The organism is Longimicrobium sp. (assembly GCA_036387335.1).
GTDB lineage: Bacteria > Gemmatimonadota > Gemmatimonadetes > Longimicrobiales > Longimicrobiaceae > Longimicrobium.
This window is the reverse complement of the sequence record DASVTZ010000177.1, coordinates 1-16,098: the sequence shown is the minus strand read 5'-3', so window position 1 is coordinate 16,098 and position 16,098 is coordinate 1. Positions and strand designations below refer to the sequence as shown.

14 protein-coding genes are annotated in these 16,098 nt (G+C 71.6%); 8 read left to right on the top strand and 6 right to left on the bottom strand.

Annotated elements, in window-relative coordinates:
• Nucleotides 1-71: 71 nt before the first annotated feature.
• Genes VF647_17115 through VF647_17105 form a run of 3 tightly spaced genes read right to left on the bottom strand, consistent with a single transcriptional unit; the run spans nt 72 to nt 3,197 of the window.
• On the bottom strand, nt 72-779 hold the full coding sequence (locus VF647_17115) for a thioredoxin domain-containing protein (protein HEX8453826.1): 708 nt from the start codon (nt 777-779) through the stop codon (nt 72-74).
• An 8-nt stretch (nt 780-787) separates the two neighbouring features.
• Nucleotides 788-1,324 (bottom strand): DUF402 domain-containing protein, encoded by a 537-nt coding sequence (locus VF647_17110; GenBank protein HEX8453825.1) that lies wholly within the window; start codon nt 1,322-1,324, stop codon nt 788-790.
• Between the two features lies 1 nt (nt 1,325).
• Nucleotides 1,326-3,197 carry an FAD-dependent thymidylate synthase gene (locus VF647_17105; GenBank protein ID HEX8453824.1) on the bottom strand — a complete coding sequence of 624 codons (1,872 nt, stop codon included), beginning with the start codon at nt 3,195-3,197 and terminating at the stop codon, nt 1,326-1,328.
• A 426-nt stretch (nt 3,198-3,623) separates the two neighbouring features.
• Between VF647_17105 and VF647_17100 the strand changes: the two genes are divergently transcribed.
• From VF647_17100 to VF647_17085, 4 genes are all read left to right on the top strand, one after another.
• Entirely contained in the window at nt 3,624-4,532 is a 909-nt protein-coding gene (locus tag VF647_17100; GenBank protein HEX8453823.1) for an ABC transporter substrate-binding protein, read from the top strand.
• 73 nt (nt 4,533-4,605) lie between these two features.
• Nucleotides 4,606-4,971 carry an SPW repeat protein gene (locus tag VF647_17095; GenBank protein ID HEX8453822.1) on the top strand — a complete coding sequence of 122 codons (366 nt, stop codon included), beginning with the start codon at nt 4,606-4,608 and terminating at the stop codon, nt 4,969-4,971.
• Nucleotides 4,949-6,031: a magnesium/cobalt transporter CorA gene (gene corA / locus VF647_17090; GenBank protein HEX8453821.1), complete on the top strand. Its 1,083-nt coding sequence runs from the start codon at nt 4,949-4,951 to the stop codon at nt 6,029-6,031. The genes VF647_17095 and corA overlap by 23 nt, the downstream gene beginning before the upstream one ends.
• 41 nt (nt 6,032-6,072) lie before the next feature.
• Nucleotides 6,073-6,861, top strand: coding sequence for a glycoside hydrolase domain-containing protein (locus tag VF647_17085; protein ID HEX8453820.1), 789 nt, complete (start codon nt 6,073-6,075; stop codon nt 6,859-6,861).
• Between the two features lie 59 nt (nt 6,862-6,920).
• Here VF647_17085 and VF647_17080 read toward each other — a convergent pair whose 3' ends face one another.
• A complete protein-coding gene (locus VF647_17080; GenBank protein ID HEX8453819.1) occupies nt 6,921-7,172 on the bottom strand; it encodes a toxin-antitoxin system HicB family antitoxin in 252 nt (83 codons plus the stop codon).
• On the bottom strand, nt 7,169-7,594 hold the full coding sequence (locus VF647_17075; GenBank protein ID HEX8453818.1) for a putative toxin-antitoxin system toxin component, PIN family: 426 nt from the start codon (nt 7,592-7,594) through the stop codon (nt 7,169-7,171). The genes VF647_17080 and VF647_17075 overlap by 4 nt, the downstream gene beginning before the upstream one ends.
• 230 nt (nt 7,595-7,824) lie before the next feature.
• On the opposite strand from VF647_17075, the gene VF647_17070 reads away from it, so the two are divergent.
• The 3 genes from VF647_17070 to VF647_17060 all read left to right on the top strand — a co-directional run bounded on the left by VF647_17070 (nt 7,825) and on the right by VF647_17060 (nt 13,654).
• Nucleotides 7,825-10,830: a BTAD domain-containing putative transcriptional regulator gene (locus VF647_17070; GenBank protein ID HEX8453817.1), complete on the top strand. Its 3,006-nt coding sequence runs from the start codon at nt 7,825-7,827 to the stop codon at nt 10,828-10,830.
• Nucleotides 10,827-13,139, top strand: coding sequence for a prolyl oligopeptidase family serine peptidase (locus VF647_17065; protein ID HEX8453816.1), 2,313 nt, complete (start codon nt 10,827-10,829; stop codon nt 13,137-13,139). Before VF647_17070 ends, VF647_17065 begins: the two co-directional genes overlap by 4 nt.
• A gap of 221 nt (nt 13,140-13,360) precedes the next feature.
• Nucleotides 13,361-13,654 (top strand): hypothetical protein, encoded by a 294-nt coding sequence (locus VF647_17060; protein HEX8453815.1) that lies wholly within the window; start codon nt 13,361-13,363, stop codon nt 13,652-13,654.
• 508 nt (nt 13,655-14,162) lie between these two features.
• Here VF647_17060 and VF647_17055 read toward each other — a convergent pair.
• Nucleotides 14,163-14,828: an LEA type 2 family protein gene (locus tag VF647_17055; GenBank protein ID HEX8453814.1), complete on the bottom strand. Its 666-nt coding sequence runs from the start codon at nt 14,826-14,828 to the stop codon at nt 14,163-14,165.
• A 167-nt stretch (nt 14,829-14,995) separates the two neighbouring features.
• Here VF647_17055 and VF647_17050 point away from each other — a divergent pair, with 167 nt between their 5' ends.
• On the top strand, nt 14,996-15,997 hold the full coding sequence (locus tag VF647_17050) for a ferritin-like domain-containing protein (GenBank protein ID HEX8453813.1): 1,002 nt from the start codon (nt 14,996-14,998) through the stop codon (nt 15,995-15,997).
• Nucleotides 15,998-16,098 lie beyond the last annotated feature (101 nt).

Below are 16,098 nucleotides of genomic sequence, written 5' to 3'. Positions count from 1 at the left end.
AGACGCGAAGGAAAGACACGGAAACGCTTTCTTTGCGCCTTCGCGCCTTTGCGTGAGACTATTACTGTTCTTCAGTTGGGCGGCGGCGGCGGCGCGGGCGCGGGGCTCGCGAGCGCGGCGTCGAGCTCCGTCTTCATCTGGTCGAACGTGACGGCGCCGCCCAGGAAACGGGTGCCGTTGATGACGAACGCGGGCGTCCCGCTGATCCCGCCGCCCGCCGCCTTCAGCGCGTCGCCGATGATGAGCTGCGCCACACGGTCGTTGGCGGTGCAGTCGCGGTACGCTCCCATTTCGAGGCCGATCTCCGTGGCGAAGGCGTCGAAGCGGCGCGAAGCGTCGGCCATCCCGCTCCAATCGCGCTGCGTGGCGAAGAGGCGGTCGTGCATCGCCCAGAACTTCCCCTGCGCCCCCGCGCACATGGCTGCCTCGGCGGCGGCGTAGGCGCGCGGGTGGTTGGGGAGCGGGTAGTTGATGAAGACCATCCTCACCTTCCCCGTGCGGATGTACGCGCTGTCGAACTGCCGGTACGTGGTCTCCGTCCACTGGCGGCAGAACGGGCACTGGAAGTCGGAGACCTCCACCACCGTCAGCGGCGCGCCCTGCACGCCCTTGGCGCGGTCGCGGTCGGCGCGCGGGAGCACGGAGTCCACGTCGGCGGGCACGGGCGCCGCCGCGGCGCCCGCGGATGGAGCCGGCGGCCGGGCGCACGCGCCGCTCCCCGCCAGGGTGAGCGCGATGGCGGCCACGAGGGCGCGGCGAAGTGCGTCGTTGCGATTCATCGGAGCCTTCATGTGGGTTGGATGGCGGCGCGTGCGCGCTCCAGCGTCCAATCGTGGAGAAGCGCGGAGGGCCAGCGCCCCTCCCTCGCCCGCTCCACCAGATCGGCGGCTTCGTGGCGCGCGCGCGCGGCGGTTTCGGCGGTGGCCCAGCCGCGGCGCTCCGCCTCGGCCAGCTCGTCCTCGTCCAGCACCTGCACCTCGCCGTCCGCGCCCAGCCAGACGTCCAGGCAGAGGTCGGTCGTGCGCCAGCGGTCCCCCTCCATCTCCACCGGCGTGAGGACGTTGGCGTAGAAGCCGGTAAAGGTGCCGTCGCGCAGGTGGAAGCGGCCGACGTCGTGCCAGAGGCCGCGAAAGGTGAGCCAGACCACGGGCGCCCCCGGCTCCAGGATCACTCGCGTCCCCGCTCTGACCGGCTTCGGCAGCTCGGCGGACTCCAGAAAGGTGACGACGCACTCGCCGTCATCATCCAGCACCCGCTGGTGGAAGCGCTGCTCGCGGTCGGGGAGGCGCCGGTATTCGATCTCCACCCAGCGCTCCCCCGCCACGTCAGACCTTGCTGTTGGGCGTCTCGACCGTCGCGGTGCCGTCGTTGTGCGGCACCAGGTGCATGTCGCCGAAGATGTGCGGCGCCTCGTCGCGAAGGCGGCTGAGCACGGCGCCGGCCAGGCGGCGGATCTCCACGTCGGCGGTGGCGCTCCCGCGCATCTCCACGAAGTGGCGCCAGGCGCGGGCGTTCCCCGTCATCACCAGCTTGGTCTCCGCGCAGTTGGGGAGGACGGCGCGGGCGGCCTGGCGTGCGCGCTTCTTCCGCATCGTCGCGGGCCCGCTCTCCCCCACCAGCTCCGTCATCTCGTCCAGCAGCCGCCGGTACGCCTGCAGCGACCCCTCGCAGGCCTGCTCCCAAGCCCGGTACGCCTCCGTCCCCTCGTCGATCTCCGGCGGGATCACGAACGCGATGTCCGACTCGTCTACATAACGTTGACTTAGCTGCGAGTTGTGCGTGACGATGCCGTCGGCCACGAAGTTGTGGTTTGGCCCCTCCATCTCCAGGTCGTACGTCATCTGCTCGCCCTCGTACGTCACGGAGCGGATGCGCAGGGCGTGCGGGACGAGCGCGTTGCCCCGGCCATGAGGCTGGGTGACGCCCTCCGGAATCTCGGACAGGCTGCGCCCGAAGTGCTCCACGTACTCCAACTCCCTCCCGTTGAGCGAGAGGTGGCAATCGCGGCAGACGGTCACCACGTTGCTCACGTCGTCCGCCAGGTCGGGGCGCGCCCATATCGGCAGTACGTGGTGCAGCGTCAGCCTCCCGCCCTTCTCCGCACAGACACGGCAGGTGTGGGCGTCGCGCGCATAGATCTCCGCCCGGAGGGCCTCCAGGGGCTTCCGGAGCCGGACGCCATCGGGAGTGATCCCACCCTTCCACTGCGGGTTGGCCTCGCCGAGCTTCATCTCGGCGAGCATCCGCTTCGTCTCTTCGGTGTGCGTCCAACCGGCACGGTAGCGCTTACCGCGGTTCCACGGGGAGACCCCCCGCGTCCACGAGCCGAGCGGCTTCTGCAGGCCGAGCTTTCGCACCCAGGCGCGTATGGTGTGCGTAGATACGCCCGCGAGCTGCGCGATGGTTTCCTGCGGAAGAGCGCGCTCGTGGTAGTGGTGCCGGAGCCAGGCAGGATCGCGGTACGCGGGCACGCCGTTGGCCAGCAGCGAGGCGTCGTTCCGCCCGTACACAGCGAGCCCGCTCGCGGAAACCTCCAGCCCGCCGACGATCTCCTCCAGCGGCTTCCATCCGTCGTTCGGCGTGAGGAAGCGGTGCTCCTTCGTGCAGGTGATGGTCTTCCCATCCTCGAGCTCCACCCGGAACACCGGCTTGCTCCCGGAGCAGACGACGGCGCGCACGCGGCCGGTCGTGAAGGTGCCGGTCGTTTCGTCCAGCGTGCGCAGGCGGAGGAGCTTCAGCCGCGAACGGCCGTGCGGCGTCTGCGTCATCTCGTAGATGCTGCGCAGTGTGCGCTTGCGTGGCCCGTTCCGCATTCCCCCAGCGCGCCGCTCGCTGTACACGAGCGTGTCGCCGCTCAGACAGTACGCCATTCCAGCCCTGTGCCGGACGAGCTCGTGCGTAAGCGAGCGGCTCACCCCTTCGATGAGGAAAGTGAAGACCGCGTGCTCCAGTACGCTCCCGTGCTTCACCTGCAGGATGTTCCCCAGATACGCTTCGTTCGTCGTGCGGCCGGCGATGGTGCGGTGTCCTCCTTCGAGGCCACTGTCCTCTCCGAAGGACAAATAGCAAAGACGTCCCGCAAATTCCGCCAGCGCCTCGCCCGGCACGTCGCTGTCGCTCTCCCAGCGGATGTGCGGGGGCGGGATGAACTGCTGGCGCGCGATCAGAGTCACGCGCGGCGCGCGGATGATGTGCATCGGGGAACCGGTGTCTCGGGGGTCGTCGCGGGCGAGCGCGACAAGGTAGGCAGGCGGGCGCGGAGCGTCAAACCGGGCTGTATGCGGCGGCGTGATGGCCGGCATGGGTGCGGGCGGCGGGCGGCGGGGCGGCGGCGGGCACGGGCGGCCACGCGGGGCCGCCCCTACGGGTTTGGGTGCGGGGAGGCGGGGGATCGGGGGGAGGCGGGCGGTGGGCAGACACGCAGGTCGGCCCCTACGGGCGTTGGTGTGGAAGGCGGGTGGCGGAGCGGCGGCGGGCACGGGCGCGATGAATCGCGCCCCTACCAGATCCGTGTGAAGCGGAGGGCAGTTCTCCCCCTCACCCGCCCTGCGCCCCCGCAGGCGGGGGAGGGGGCTGGGGGGAGGGGGCCTGACGAGCGGGGGTGAGGGCCTTACCTTACCCCCATGCGAATCGCCTCCCTTCTTTCCAGCGCGACCGAGATCGTGTACGAGCTGGGGCTCCAGGAGCACCTGGTCGCCATCTCGCACGAGTGCGACTACCCGCCCGAGGCGCTGCGGCTCCCCCGGGCGAGCCGAGTGCGCTTCGAGCCGGCGGGACTCACCAGCGGCGAGATCGACGCGGAGGTGCGGCGCTGCATGATGGAGTTCGGGAGCGTGTACGCCATCGACGTGGACGCCCTCCGCGACGCGAAGCCCGACCTCATCCTCACCCAGGCCGTCTGCGAAGTGTGCGCCGTTCCCACCGCATCAGTGCACGAGGCGGTGGACGCGCTGCCGTCGCGGCCCACCGTGCTCTCGCTGGATGCGCACACGCTCGAGGAAATCCTCGGGACCGTGGCGCAGGTGGCGGAGGCGGCGGGCAATGCACGTCGTGGAGAGGCGGCGGTGGCTCGGCTGCGCGGGCGGCTGGACAGGGTCGCGGAGGCCGTCGCGGGGAGGAACCGGCCGCGCACGCTGGCGCTGGAGTGGCTCGATCCGCCGTTCGCGCCGGGGCACTGGATCCCGGAGATGATCGAGCACGCGGGCGCGGAGTCGCTGCTCGGCACGGCGGGCGGGCACTCGGTGGAGATCCCCTGGGCGCAGGCGGAAGGACTGGATCCCGAGCGCCTCCTCCTGATCCCCTGCGGCTACGACCTCGAAGCCACGCGGGCGGACGCGGAGCGCGCGCGGCCCAAGCTGGAGGCGCTCGCCCCGCGTGCGCAGACGGACGGCAAGGCGGCGATCGGGCACAGCGCCTTCTTCAGCCGCTCCGGCCCGCGCGCGGTGGGCGGCATCGAGGCGCTCGCCGCGTGGCTCCACCCGGGCACCCTGCCCGTGAGCGCCGCCGAGGGGCGGCTGGAGCGGTGGGCGTAGGGCGCGCCGCTTGCACACCGCGCGAAGGCAGTGACGGGCATCATCCAACGAAACCACCGCCGGAGGCCGTGCCATGCGCATCCCCACCCGCGTACACGGGGTGCTGGACTACCTGATGGGCGCACTACTCATCGCGGCGCCCTGGCTGCTGGGCTTCGCCACGGGCGGGCCAGAGCAGTGGGTGCCGGTCGGCGTGGGTGCCGGCGCCATCCTGTACTCCCTCTTCACCGACTACGAGCTGGGCGTGGTGAAGCGCATCCAGGTGCCCATGCACCTGCTGCTGGACGGGATCGCGGGGGTCGTGCTGATCGCGTCGCCGTGGGTGCTGGGCTTCGACGAAAAGGTGTGGATCCCCCACGTGGTCGCAGGGGCGCTGGAGGTGGTCACCGCCTTCTTCACCAACACCATCCCCGCCTATGAGCGCCGACGCGCCCGCTGAGTCCGGCGAGTCCGGGCTGGACCTGTACGGGATGGACGTGGAGGAGGTCCGCGCCCGCTCCCGCATCATGATCTACGCGGATGAAGGTGAGGGGGTGCACGCGGTCAAAATGGATCGCGGCGTCGAGCTCTACGCGCGCTGCCAGGCCGCCGCGTCGCCCACCGACGAGACCACGCCGCTGGTGTGGATCGACGTGGCCGCTCCGGGCGACGAGGAGGCCCGCTTCCTCCGCGAGACGCTGCACTTCCACCCGCTGGCGGTTGAGGATACCGTCCGCGGCCGCCAGCGCCCCAAGCTGGACCGCTATCCCGGCTACTTCTTCCTGGTATTCTACGCGGCCGCCATCAACGCGGGGCGGGGGCGAATGGCGCTGCACGAGGTGCACGTCTTCATCGGGCGCCGCTTCATCGTGACGGTGCACGACCACGACATCTCGCCGCTCAGCGAGGTGCTGGTGCGCTGGCGCGCCAACGAGGCCGGCTTCCGCAACGTGGGGGCGCTGGCGCACGCCATCGTGGACACCATCGTCGACGGCTACTTTCCCGTGCTCGACCACTTCGCGGACCGCGTGGACGAGATGGAGAGCCGCATCTACACGAACGCGACCGCCGGGAAGATCGCCTCTCTCGAAGAGGTGCTTGGGATGCGCCGCGAGCTCACGACCCTGCGCCGCGTGCTCGGCCCCGGGCGCGAGGTGCTGGGGACGCTGGTGAGGCGCGAGCTTCCCTTCCTCTCCCCCGACCTGATGCTGTACTTCCAGGACGTGTACGACCACTCGATCCGCGTGGTGGAAGAGACCGAGGCGCTCCGCGACCGCCTGGGGATGGCGATCGAGGCGCAGATGACCGTCTCCTCCAACCAGCTCAACGAGACGATGCGGCTGATGGCCGCGTGGTCCATCATCCTGATGGCGATGGCGTGGGTGGCGGGGGTCTACGGGATGAACTTCCGCGTGATGCCGGAGCTCCGGTGGGGCTACGGCTACTGGTGGGCGCTGGCCCTGATGGCGGCGATCGGGACGGCGATCTTTCTCTACTTCCGCCGCAAGCACTGGGTCTGAGGACGAGCGTGCGGGCGCCGTTTTTGCGCCACCGGCCGCGCATGCGAAACTACCTTGCTCCCGTCCTGCTGATCCTCGCGGGCGCCTGCGCCTCCGCGCCCGCAACCGGCGCGGGCCCGGCACCCGCGGCTCCGCGCGCCGCGTCGCCCAACCACCCCGGCTTCGACCTCGGCCGCTACCCCGGCGACGACGCGCTGCGGGCCTGGCGGGGCGTCGCGCCGTACGAGTGGGTGGGCTACTACCTCCCCGCGCCCTGCCACCGCGACGCGTCTTGGAGCGGCAAGCGCGCGGCCATCCAGGCGATGGGCTACGGCTTCGCGGTGATCTACGTGGGCCAGCAGCAGTTCGAGAGCGACACCGCCGTCGTCCTGCCCGGCACTCCCCTGGTCTGCTCGCGCGCCCTCCTCACCGCCGACCGTGGCCGCGCGGACGCGGCCGATGCCATCGCCCGCACCGCGTTCGAGGGGTTCCCTGGCGGAACGGCCGTGTTCCTGGATGTGGAGCGCTTCACGACGCTCAGCCCCGAGCTCTCCGCCTACGTCGGCGCGTGGACCGAAGCGATGCGCCGCGATGGCCGCTTCCGCCCGGCCCTCTACGCGCACCGCGAAAACGCCGCCGTACTCCGCCCGGTCGTCGAAGGAGCGGCGGGCGCGCCCGTCCCCTTCTGGGTCGCGGGCGGCCCGAACTTCTCCCTCGAGCGCACCCCGCGCGAGAGCGGCGTCGACTTCGCAACCGTCTGGCAGGGCCTCCCCGCCCCCCGCACCTGGGCCGGCGTCACCCTGACCATCGACGAGAACGTCTCCACCACCGCCTCACCGTCAGCGCCGTAGCGCTGGTTTAGAGACAGTAGAGCGGCCCCGGTCCAGGTAGGACCGGGGCCACTTGCATGCTATTCGGGGAGTTCGTCGCCAGCCAAAGGCTCGCGGTCCGCTCCCGCGCGCCGGAGCACCTCCAGCGCCGCGGGTAGGTTGGCGCGCTCGGCTCGCTCGCGGAAGTAGCTCTCCGTGCGCAGAGCGGAGAGCTTTTCCGCCACCGCAACGTTGATCAACTGGTTGAGCGCCACCCCCTCCTCTTTCGCTAAACGGCGCGCTTCCTCCAGCAGCGAGGGCTGCAGCCTCAGCGCAAAATTGCTCCGTCTCATTGTTTCCTCTCGATTGAGCGCAATGCCTCACCAGGGGTGACTACGGCCACACCGAATCGAGGCGCGGCGTCGAAATCCTTCACGTTGAAGGTCACGAGCCGATCCGCGCGGCCGTTGATCGCCGTCTCCAGCACGACCTCATCGTCCTCGTCGCGAAGGGTCGGCCTCCAGAGAAAAGAGAGCCGAACCTGCTCCGCGACCGAAGCGATCGCGTCCAAGAGGACACCTACATCATCAGGTGTAACACCGGAGGCGGCAAGGTGTTCTTCCCGGCTCAGTACCGCCTCGTACTCGAGCAGGAGCGGCACTGAAACCAGGAGCGTGTATCTCCCGTGCAGCGCCTCCTGTACCAGACGGTTCGAGGCTCCACTGTTGCTCCGGAGCGCCGCCACGAAGACTGAGGTGTCGAGAACGATCCGCATCGCACCATTTTAATATCGCGGGCGATACTGCACCAGCCCGCCCGCGACCTCTCTCTGCGTCTCCGCGCCTCCGCGTGAGACATGCTGTTCAGCGAGCGCGGCACGGATGCAGACGAGTGGAAAGCGGGGATCTGACGTGAAGCTGCGCAACACTATACATTCCCGCCGTCACCGCTGCGTGATCTGGGCGTGATTCGCCGGAATCGTTCGGTTCCTCCCCATCCGACGGCATGATCCGAATTCGCACCCTCGGCTCCATCGACCTCCGTTCGGCGGAGGACGGCGAGCTTCGGCAGGTGCTGGCACAGCCCAAACGGTTCGCCCTGCTCGTCTACCTGGTGGTCGCCGGGCGAGGCGCCTTCCACCGCCGCGACACCCTCTTCACCCTCTTCTGGCCCGAGTCGGACGCGGAGCGGGCGCGAAGCTCGCTGAGGACCGGCCTCCACTTCCTGCGCCGCGCGCTGGGAGCTGGGGTGATCGCGGGGCGCGGGACCGAGGAGGTCGGCATCGCGCCGGGGGCGGTGTGGTGCGACGCGCTCGCCTTCGAGGAGGCGCTGGACGCCGGCCGCGCCGCCGAGGCGCTGGAGCTGTACCGGGGACCTCTGCTCGCCGGCTTCAACCTGGCTGGGATGGCGGACTGGGAGCGCTGGTTGAGCGGGGAGCGCGAGCGGCTGCGGCGCCGTGCGGTGGAGGCCGCCGAGTCGCTGGCCGCGCGCGCGGAGGAGGAGGGGGATGTCCCCGCGGTGGCCCGTTGGTCGCGCCGTGCGGCCGCGCTGGACCCGGAAGACGAGGGCACGCTGCGCCGCCTGATGCAGCGCCTGGCCGCGCACGGCGACCGCGCGGGGGCCATCTACGCCTACGAGGAGTTCTCGAAGCGCCTCCGCGCGGACTACGTAGCCGAGCCGTCGCGCCAGACGCGCGCCCTGGCCGACGAGATCCGCCGCGGCGCCGCCGATCCCGAGCCGCCCGCGCCCGTTCCCGAATCTCGTGCCGACCCCCCGCGGGGTGCAGAGCCGGCGCGCGTCTCCGCCGTGGAGCCCGCGCCACCCGCCGTACCGGAGGCCGTGCCAGCGCCTGCTCCGACGCCTGAGCTCGCGCCCATCGCGGATGTAGCGCCAGCGCCGGTCGCGAGCGACATTGCGGTGCGTCCGCGAATCGGGCGGCGATGGATCGCGGCGCTGGCGGCGGTCGTCTTGTGCGCGGCGGTAGGGGCCGGCATCTGGCGCTTACGCGAACCGGCGGGGCGGACCGCGGCCGGTGCGGCGCCCGAGGAGCTGGTGGCGGTCCTCCCGTTCGCGGTGTACGGGCGGGGGGAGATGGCGTATCTGAGGGAGGGGATGGTGGACCTCCTCTCCACCAAGCTGGACGGCGCGGGCGACCTGCGGAGCGTGGATGCGCGCGCGCTCCTCGCGTCGCTGGGCTCGGCCGCCGGTCCGGGCGCGGGCGGAGACGCGGCGGCCAGGATGGGCGCGAAGCTGTTCGTGATGGGGAGCGTGGTGGAGGCGGGGCCGCAGCTTCAGCTCCGCGCCGCCCTTTATCGGCGGACCCCGGATGGACCGTCGCCGCAATCGGACGCGGTGGTGGAGGGGGCGCGCGACTCGCTGCCCCGCTTGGTGGACCGGCTGGTCGCGCAGCTGCTGGCCGGGCGCCTCACCGGGCCGCACGCGCGGCTCCAGCGGACGGCGGTGCTCACCACGCCCTCCGTCCCCGCGCTCAAGGCGTATCTGCAGGGCGAAAGCGAGATGCGCGCCGGCAACTACGATGCGGCCAAGGCGGCCCTGCAGCGCGCGGTGGAGGAGGACACCACATTCGCCCTCGCCTGGTACCGCCTCTCGGTGGCCGTCGCGGGCTCCGGGGAGCGCACCGGAGAGGCCGCGCGGCAGGCGGTGCGTTACGCCGGACGGCTGGAGCCGTACGACAGGCTGCTCCTGCAGGCGTGGCTCGCGTCGTGGGAGTTCCGCTACGCCGACGCGGAGCGGATGTACCGCCAGGCTGTCGCCGCACGGCCGGACGACGTGGAGGCATGGAGCCAGCTCGCCCACGTCCTCTTCCACGGCGCCGCGCCGAGCGGCCACTCCACCGCCGAGTCTCGCCCGGCGTGGGAGCGCGTCCTGGCGCTGGAGCCGGACAACGTGGACGCCATGGGCTACCTGGCCCGCATCGCCATGGCGGAGCGCCGGCTGGAGGATGCGGACACCCTGCTGGCCCGCGCCCTGGCGCTGAATCCCGAGGGCGACCGCGCGCTGGTGTGGCGTGGCTACCGCGGCATCCTGCTGGACGACCGCGCGGCGCTGGACGCGGCAGTGGCGGGGATGCGCCGCGTGAGCGACCTTGCGGCGTGGGTGATCGCGTGGCGGATGGTGGAGGACACCCGCGACCCGCTCCGCGCCCGGCCGATGGTGGAGACGCTCCTCGACCCCGTGCGCCCGGCCCGCATCCGCGCCAGCGGCCGCGTGCTCCTGGCGCACACCGAGGTCGCCCGCGGCCGGTGGAGGGCGGCCCGCGCCCAGCTCGACTCCGCGGCCGAGCTGGACCCCGCGATGGCGTTGCAGGCGCGCACCCTTTTCGCCGTCCTCCCCTTCGTGCCCGTGGAGCGGACGGAGGTGGAGCGCGTGAGGGCCGCGCTTCTCGCCCGGAGCGCGGGGATCGCGGATGCGCCGCCGGGACCCGAGCCGCAGCGGGCGCCCACGCCGCACGCCGAGCTCCAGCTTCACGCGCTGGGGCTGCTGGAGGCGCGGCGCGGCGACCTGGCGGCGGCGCTGGAGTACGCGCGGCGCCTGGATGCCTTCGATCCGCCTACGGCCGGGATGCGCATCCGTGGACCGCTGCTGGCGGATGGAGTGCGTGCGCACGTGGCGTGGCTGGGCGGCAGGCCGGCGGACGGGCTGGCGGTGATCGACAGCGCCTGGCAGGAGGTCGACCGCAAGCCCGAGGTCTTTCCCTACCTGCTGGATTCCGGGCACCCGCGCTTCCTCCGCGCGGAGCTGCTGCGCATGGCGGGGCGGCACCGCGAGGCGCTGGCGTGGTACGGAGCGGTGACGGAGCACTTCGACAAGAGCATCGTGTACGCGGCCCCGGTGCACCTGCGCACCGCCGAGATCCTGGACCGCCTGGGCCGCCCCGCCGAAGCCGCCGCGCACTACCGGCGCTTCGTGGAGCTGTGGCGGGAGTGTGACCCCGTGCTGCGCCCGCGAGTGGAGCGGGCGCGCCGACGACTTCAACGATTGCAGCCATGACCATCCCGATCCGCGCCCTCGCGGCGCCCCTCCTCGTCGCGGCCGTGCAGGCCGTGTACGCCCCCGCCGCCGCGCAGACGACCGCGCCCGCACGCCCAGCCTTCGACCTGAGCGTGCGCAACATCATGCGCGGCGAGGGGCTGGTGGGCCGCTCGCCGGACGAGGTGAGGTGGTCGGAGGACTCGCGCACCGTCTACTTCCGCTGGCGCGACCCGGAGTCGCGCGACACCACCACGCACGTCTACCGCGTCCGCGCGGCGGGCGGCGCGCCGGAGATGGTGCCGGACAGCCTCGCGTACCGCATCGCGCCCGCGCAGCAGGGCGACTGGAATCCGGAGCGCACGCGCCGCGCGTCGGAGCGCGGCGGCGACGTCTTCGTGGTGGACGCCACCGGCCGCGAGCATCGCATCACCGACACGCCCCAGCGCGAGCGGTCGCCACATCTCTCGGCGGACGGGCGCACGGTCTACTTCCTCTCCGGCAACAACGTCTTCGCCATGGAGGTGGAGGGTGGTCCGCTGCGCCAGATCACGGACCTGCGCATGGAGGCCGCGCCCGCCCGCGACACGGCCCGGGGCCAGCGCCGCTTCCTCGAGAACCAGCAGCGCGAGCTCCTGGACGCTGTGCGCGACCGCCGCGAGGAGCGCCTGCACCGCGCCCGCGAGGACTCGCTGCGCGTCCGCGTGCCGCCCGTGTACCTGGGCAAGGACGTCACCCTGCAGGGCGCCGAGGTGTCGCCGTCCGGCCGCTACCTGCTGCTGACCACCAACGCGCGGGTCGATGCGCAGAAGACCACCATCGTCCCGAACTACATCACGGAAAGCGGCTTCACCGAGGACATCCCCTCCCGCACCAAGGTCGGCGACGTGCAGGCGGGCGGACGGGTCGGCATCCTGGAACTGGCGACGGGAAAGGTGTCCTGGGTGGAGGCGGAGAAGGAGCGCCGCCCCTCCATCGCCACGCTGGGGTGGGCGCCGCGCGCGGACCGGGCGCTGCTCATGTCCGTGCCCGAGAACTTCAAGGACCGCTGGATCTACGTGGCCACGCCGGATGCGCGCACCACGCTCATCGAGCACCTGCACGACGACGCGTGGGTGGGCGGCCCCGCCTTCTTCTCCGGCGGCTGGACGGGGGACGACCGCGTCTGGTTCGTCTCGGAAAAGACGGGCTACTCGCACCTCTACACCGCCCCCGCCACCGGCGGCGCCATCACCGCGCTGACGCAGGGCGATTGGGAGGTGACGGATGTGCAGCCCTCGGCGGACGGGCGCCGCTTCCACATCACCACCAGCGAGACGCACCCCGGCGAGCGGAGCCTGTACGTAGTGGGCATCGACGGCGGCCCGCGCACCCGCCTCACGTCGCTGGAGGGATGGACCGAGGCACGCGTGTCGCCGGACGGCCGCTGGGCCGCCCTCCTCCACTCCACCGCCGACGCGCCGAACGAGCTGTACCTGATGCCCGTGGGCCGCGGCGCCGCGCCCCGCCGCGTGACGACCTCGACCACGGCGGAGTTCCGGCGCGGTCCCTGGATCAAGCCCCAGGTGGTGACCTTCAAGGCGCAGGACGGGGCCACGGTGTACGCGCGCATCTACCGTCCGCGCGAGCTGGGCGCCGCGCCCAACGGGGCGGGCGTCCTCTTCGTGCACGGCGCGGGGTACCTCCAGAACGCGCACCGCGGATGGAGCACGTATTACCGCGAGTACATGTTCAACCACCTGCTCGCGTCGCGCGGCTACACGGTGATGGACGTGGACTACCGCGGCTCGGCGGGGTATGGCGGCGCGTGGCGCACGGGGATCTATCGCCACATGGGCGGCAAGGACCTCTCCGACCACGTGGACGCCGCGCGCTGGATGGTGGCCAACGAGGGCGTCGATGCGAAGCGCGTGGGCCTCTACGGCGGATCGTACGGCGGCTTCATCACGCTGATGGGGCTGTTCACGGAGCCGGACGTCTTCCGCTCGGGCGCCGCGCTGCGCTCGGTGACGGACTGGGCGCACTACAACCATCCGTACACGGCGCGCATCCTGAACCAGCCGCAGGATGACACGCTCGCCTACCGCCGCTCGTCGCCCATCTACTTCGCCGAGGGCCTGCGCGGCGACCTGCTGATGGCGCATGGCATGGTGGACACCAACGTGCACTTCCAGGACATCGTGCGCCTCAGCCAGCGCCTGATCGAGCTGGGGAAGACGAACTGGGAGCTGGCCGTGTACCCGGTGGAGGACCACGGCTTCACCCGCCCCGAGTCGTGGGCGGACGAGTACCGGCGCATCTACGAGCTGTTCGAGCGGACGCTGAGGTGAGGGGGCCCTCCCCCCGACCCCATTCCCCATTCCCCAAAGTTCCGGCCCGGACCTTGCCCAATCACCCCGGGCCGGAGCGGCAGGGCTGGCGAGCACTTTCGTAAGCGTTTGTCTGTTATGCGGTTCGGCACGTGCGTTGCATTTGAGGAGCCACGGGGACAGGTCAGCATGCAGGCGGGGCGACGGAGGGCCGGCGCGCCGCAGACACCCAGGAGGGACCCATGAACCGCATCGACCGTGAGCTTTCCGACGCGCTTCCGCAGCCCAAGGGCCCGTTTACGGACGCCGAAGCGCTGGAGCTCCTGATGGCGTACCGAAAGGATCCCTCCAACGTCCCCTGCCCCATGTGCGGCCCGGGGAACATCGAGGTCCTCGCCTTCATCGAACCGCAGATCGACCCCAACGGCTTCGCCTCGGTCACGGACCCGGAGGGCGAGTACGCCGCCGCGCTCTACTGCCACAAGTGCTTCCGGGCCGTGGGCATCCTGGCCGGCGTCGGGCGCGAAGAAGGGTGATCCCGCGCCCCTCCCGCAGGGGCCGCCAGACACGCTGATCGTCCCGTCAGAGGGTCCCCGGAGCGGAGCGCACGAACGTGCGCTCCGCTTCTGTTTGAGGGCCCCCTCCCCCCCGACCCCCTCCCCCGCCTGCGGGGGCGCAGGGCGGGTGAGGGGGAGAACTGCCCTCGCGCTTCGCAGATGCCCTGTAGGGGCGCGATTCATCGCGCCCGTGTCACGCGCTGCCCCGTCCCCCGTCCTCGCGCACCGATCTCCGTAGGGGCAGACCTGCGTGTCTGCCCTCCTCGCCGCAGCCTCGATCTCACCCCTTCAATCCCGAATCCCGTAGGGGCCGCCCCACGTGGCTGCCCGTGCCCTCCCACGTACCACCCTACGCTTCTGCGCCGATTCTCCTCCGCGCTCTCCGCGCCTCCGCGTGAGGCCTGCAGTTTTACGCCGTGGGACACACGAAAGCGGGGGCGCAGCCGTCAAAGCCGCACCCCCGCCATCGTTCCACGTACCTCAACCCCTACCGCGTAACGCGCGTGCTCCCCGAAAGCAGCGCCATCGGCCCAAAGGTGGGCCGGCCGAGCGGGCCGGCATCCACACCGACGGTGCCGTTCAGACGGTAGGCGATAGAGCGGCCGGTGAGGGCGTTCATGATCACGCTCCCGAGCGCCGGGACGTCGCTGAAGCTCACCGCAATGTCGAGCGGCACCACCGTCTGCCCGCCGGCGGCGAGGGGGACGCCGAGCGGGAAGTTCACCTCCGCCGCCTGCCGCCCCTCCAGCTCCAGCTGCCCGGCCAGCGTGCTCAGCGTGAGCGCCAGCGGATTGGGGTTGGTGACGCGCGCGTAGAGGCGGATCGCCGCGCCGCCGGCGGGGCGCCCGGGGCCGGGCGGCAGGAGGCGGAGCTGCGCCTGCTGGTTCTGGTCCACCTGGAAGGTCGGGGCGCTCAGGAAGGCGCCCAGGTTGCCCATCGAAGCGCAGCCGGAAAGCACCGCGAGGAGCGGCAGGAGCAGCGCCTGGCGCCGGAACGGGATCGTGCGTCGCGTATACATCTTCTTTCGCCTCATCGAGTTGCGCCACCTGGAAGCCGCCGCGGCGGCCACACGCGCCAACACCTGTGCAAGAGCGGAGCCCCACACGCCGTCATCGTCCACGGAGGCGCGGAAAAGCGGCGCGGCTGCACGCATCGGGGGTGTTCCGGCTGGAATGGAAGGTGCATGGGGACGCCCGTCGCCAAACCGGGGGGCGCCCGCCGCAGGGGACAGTCGGCAGCGAAACCAGGGGACGGGACACGACGGGGGATGTGCGCCGCACGGCGCGGCTACAGGCGAACGGACATCACGAGGAGGGAGCGGTGGACACGGACATGACGCAGCCCGGAGGCGGGGTACCGCCGGTGCCGGTGTCGGACATCATCGACGGGCTCAACGACCTGCTCCAGCTCGACCATGACGCGATCGGCGCGTACGACGTCGCCATCGAGAAGCTGGCGGACCGCGACCACGCCAACCAGATCCTGGGCTTCCGGCGCGACCACGAGCGCCACATCCAGGAGCTGAACGAGCTGATCGCGGGGCTGGGCGGCGAGGCGAAGAACCAGCCCCACCTCACCGGGCCGTTCAAGCAGGCGCTCCAGAGCCTCGGCGCGGTCGGTGGAGACCGCGGGGTGCTCGCCGCGTTCCGGCAGAACGAGCTGCAGGTGCGCAGCAAGTACGAGCTGTACGCCGCCAAGGCCAACCACTGGCCGCAGAACCTGAAGCGCGCCATCGACCGCAACGCGCTGGACGAGGAGCGGCACTACCGCTGGGTGGCCGACGCGATGCAGGCGATGGGCGTGGGCATGGGTGAAGGCCCGGAGATCGACGCCGCCACCGCCGCGCGCGAGAAGGCGCTGGTGACCGGCACCACCGTCGAGAACGCCGTCGAGACGATCGTGGAAGTGGCCGGGGTGGCGAAAGAGCGCATCGTGGACGCGGCCGGCACCGCGCGCGAGCGGCTGGCCGACGTGGCGGGAACGGCGAGGGAGCGGGCCACCGAGCTCGCGGGCACGGCGCGCGAACGGGCGACGGAGCTGGCCGGTACCGCACGCGAGCGCGTCAGCGGCCTGGCCGAGACGGTGCGCGGCGGCGTCGCGGATGGGACCACCGGGGCCAGCAACCGCATCTCCGGGCTGCTGGACATGGAAGAGGGGCCGCTCGCCGCGCCGGTCGGCAAGGTGCGCGGCGGGGTGGGGACCGCCCGCCAGGGTGCGATGGACGCGGCATCCACGCTGGAAGCGCGCATCCGCGAAAAGCCGGTGCAGACGCTGCTCATGGCGGGAGTGGCTGGATTCGTCGTCGGACGTCTACTTCGATAGGAGCAACGATCCATGGATGAGACTCGTGATCCGTTCGGGGAAGACCGGACGATGAACGATGCGGACCGCCTTCCCGCGGGGCACGCCCTTCCCGGCGCCGA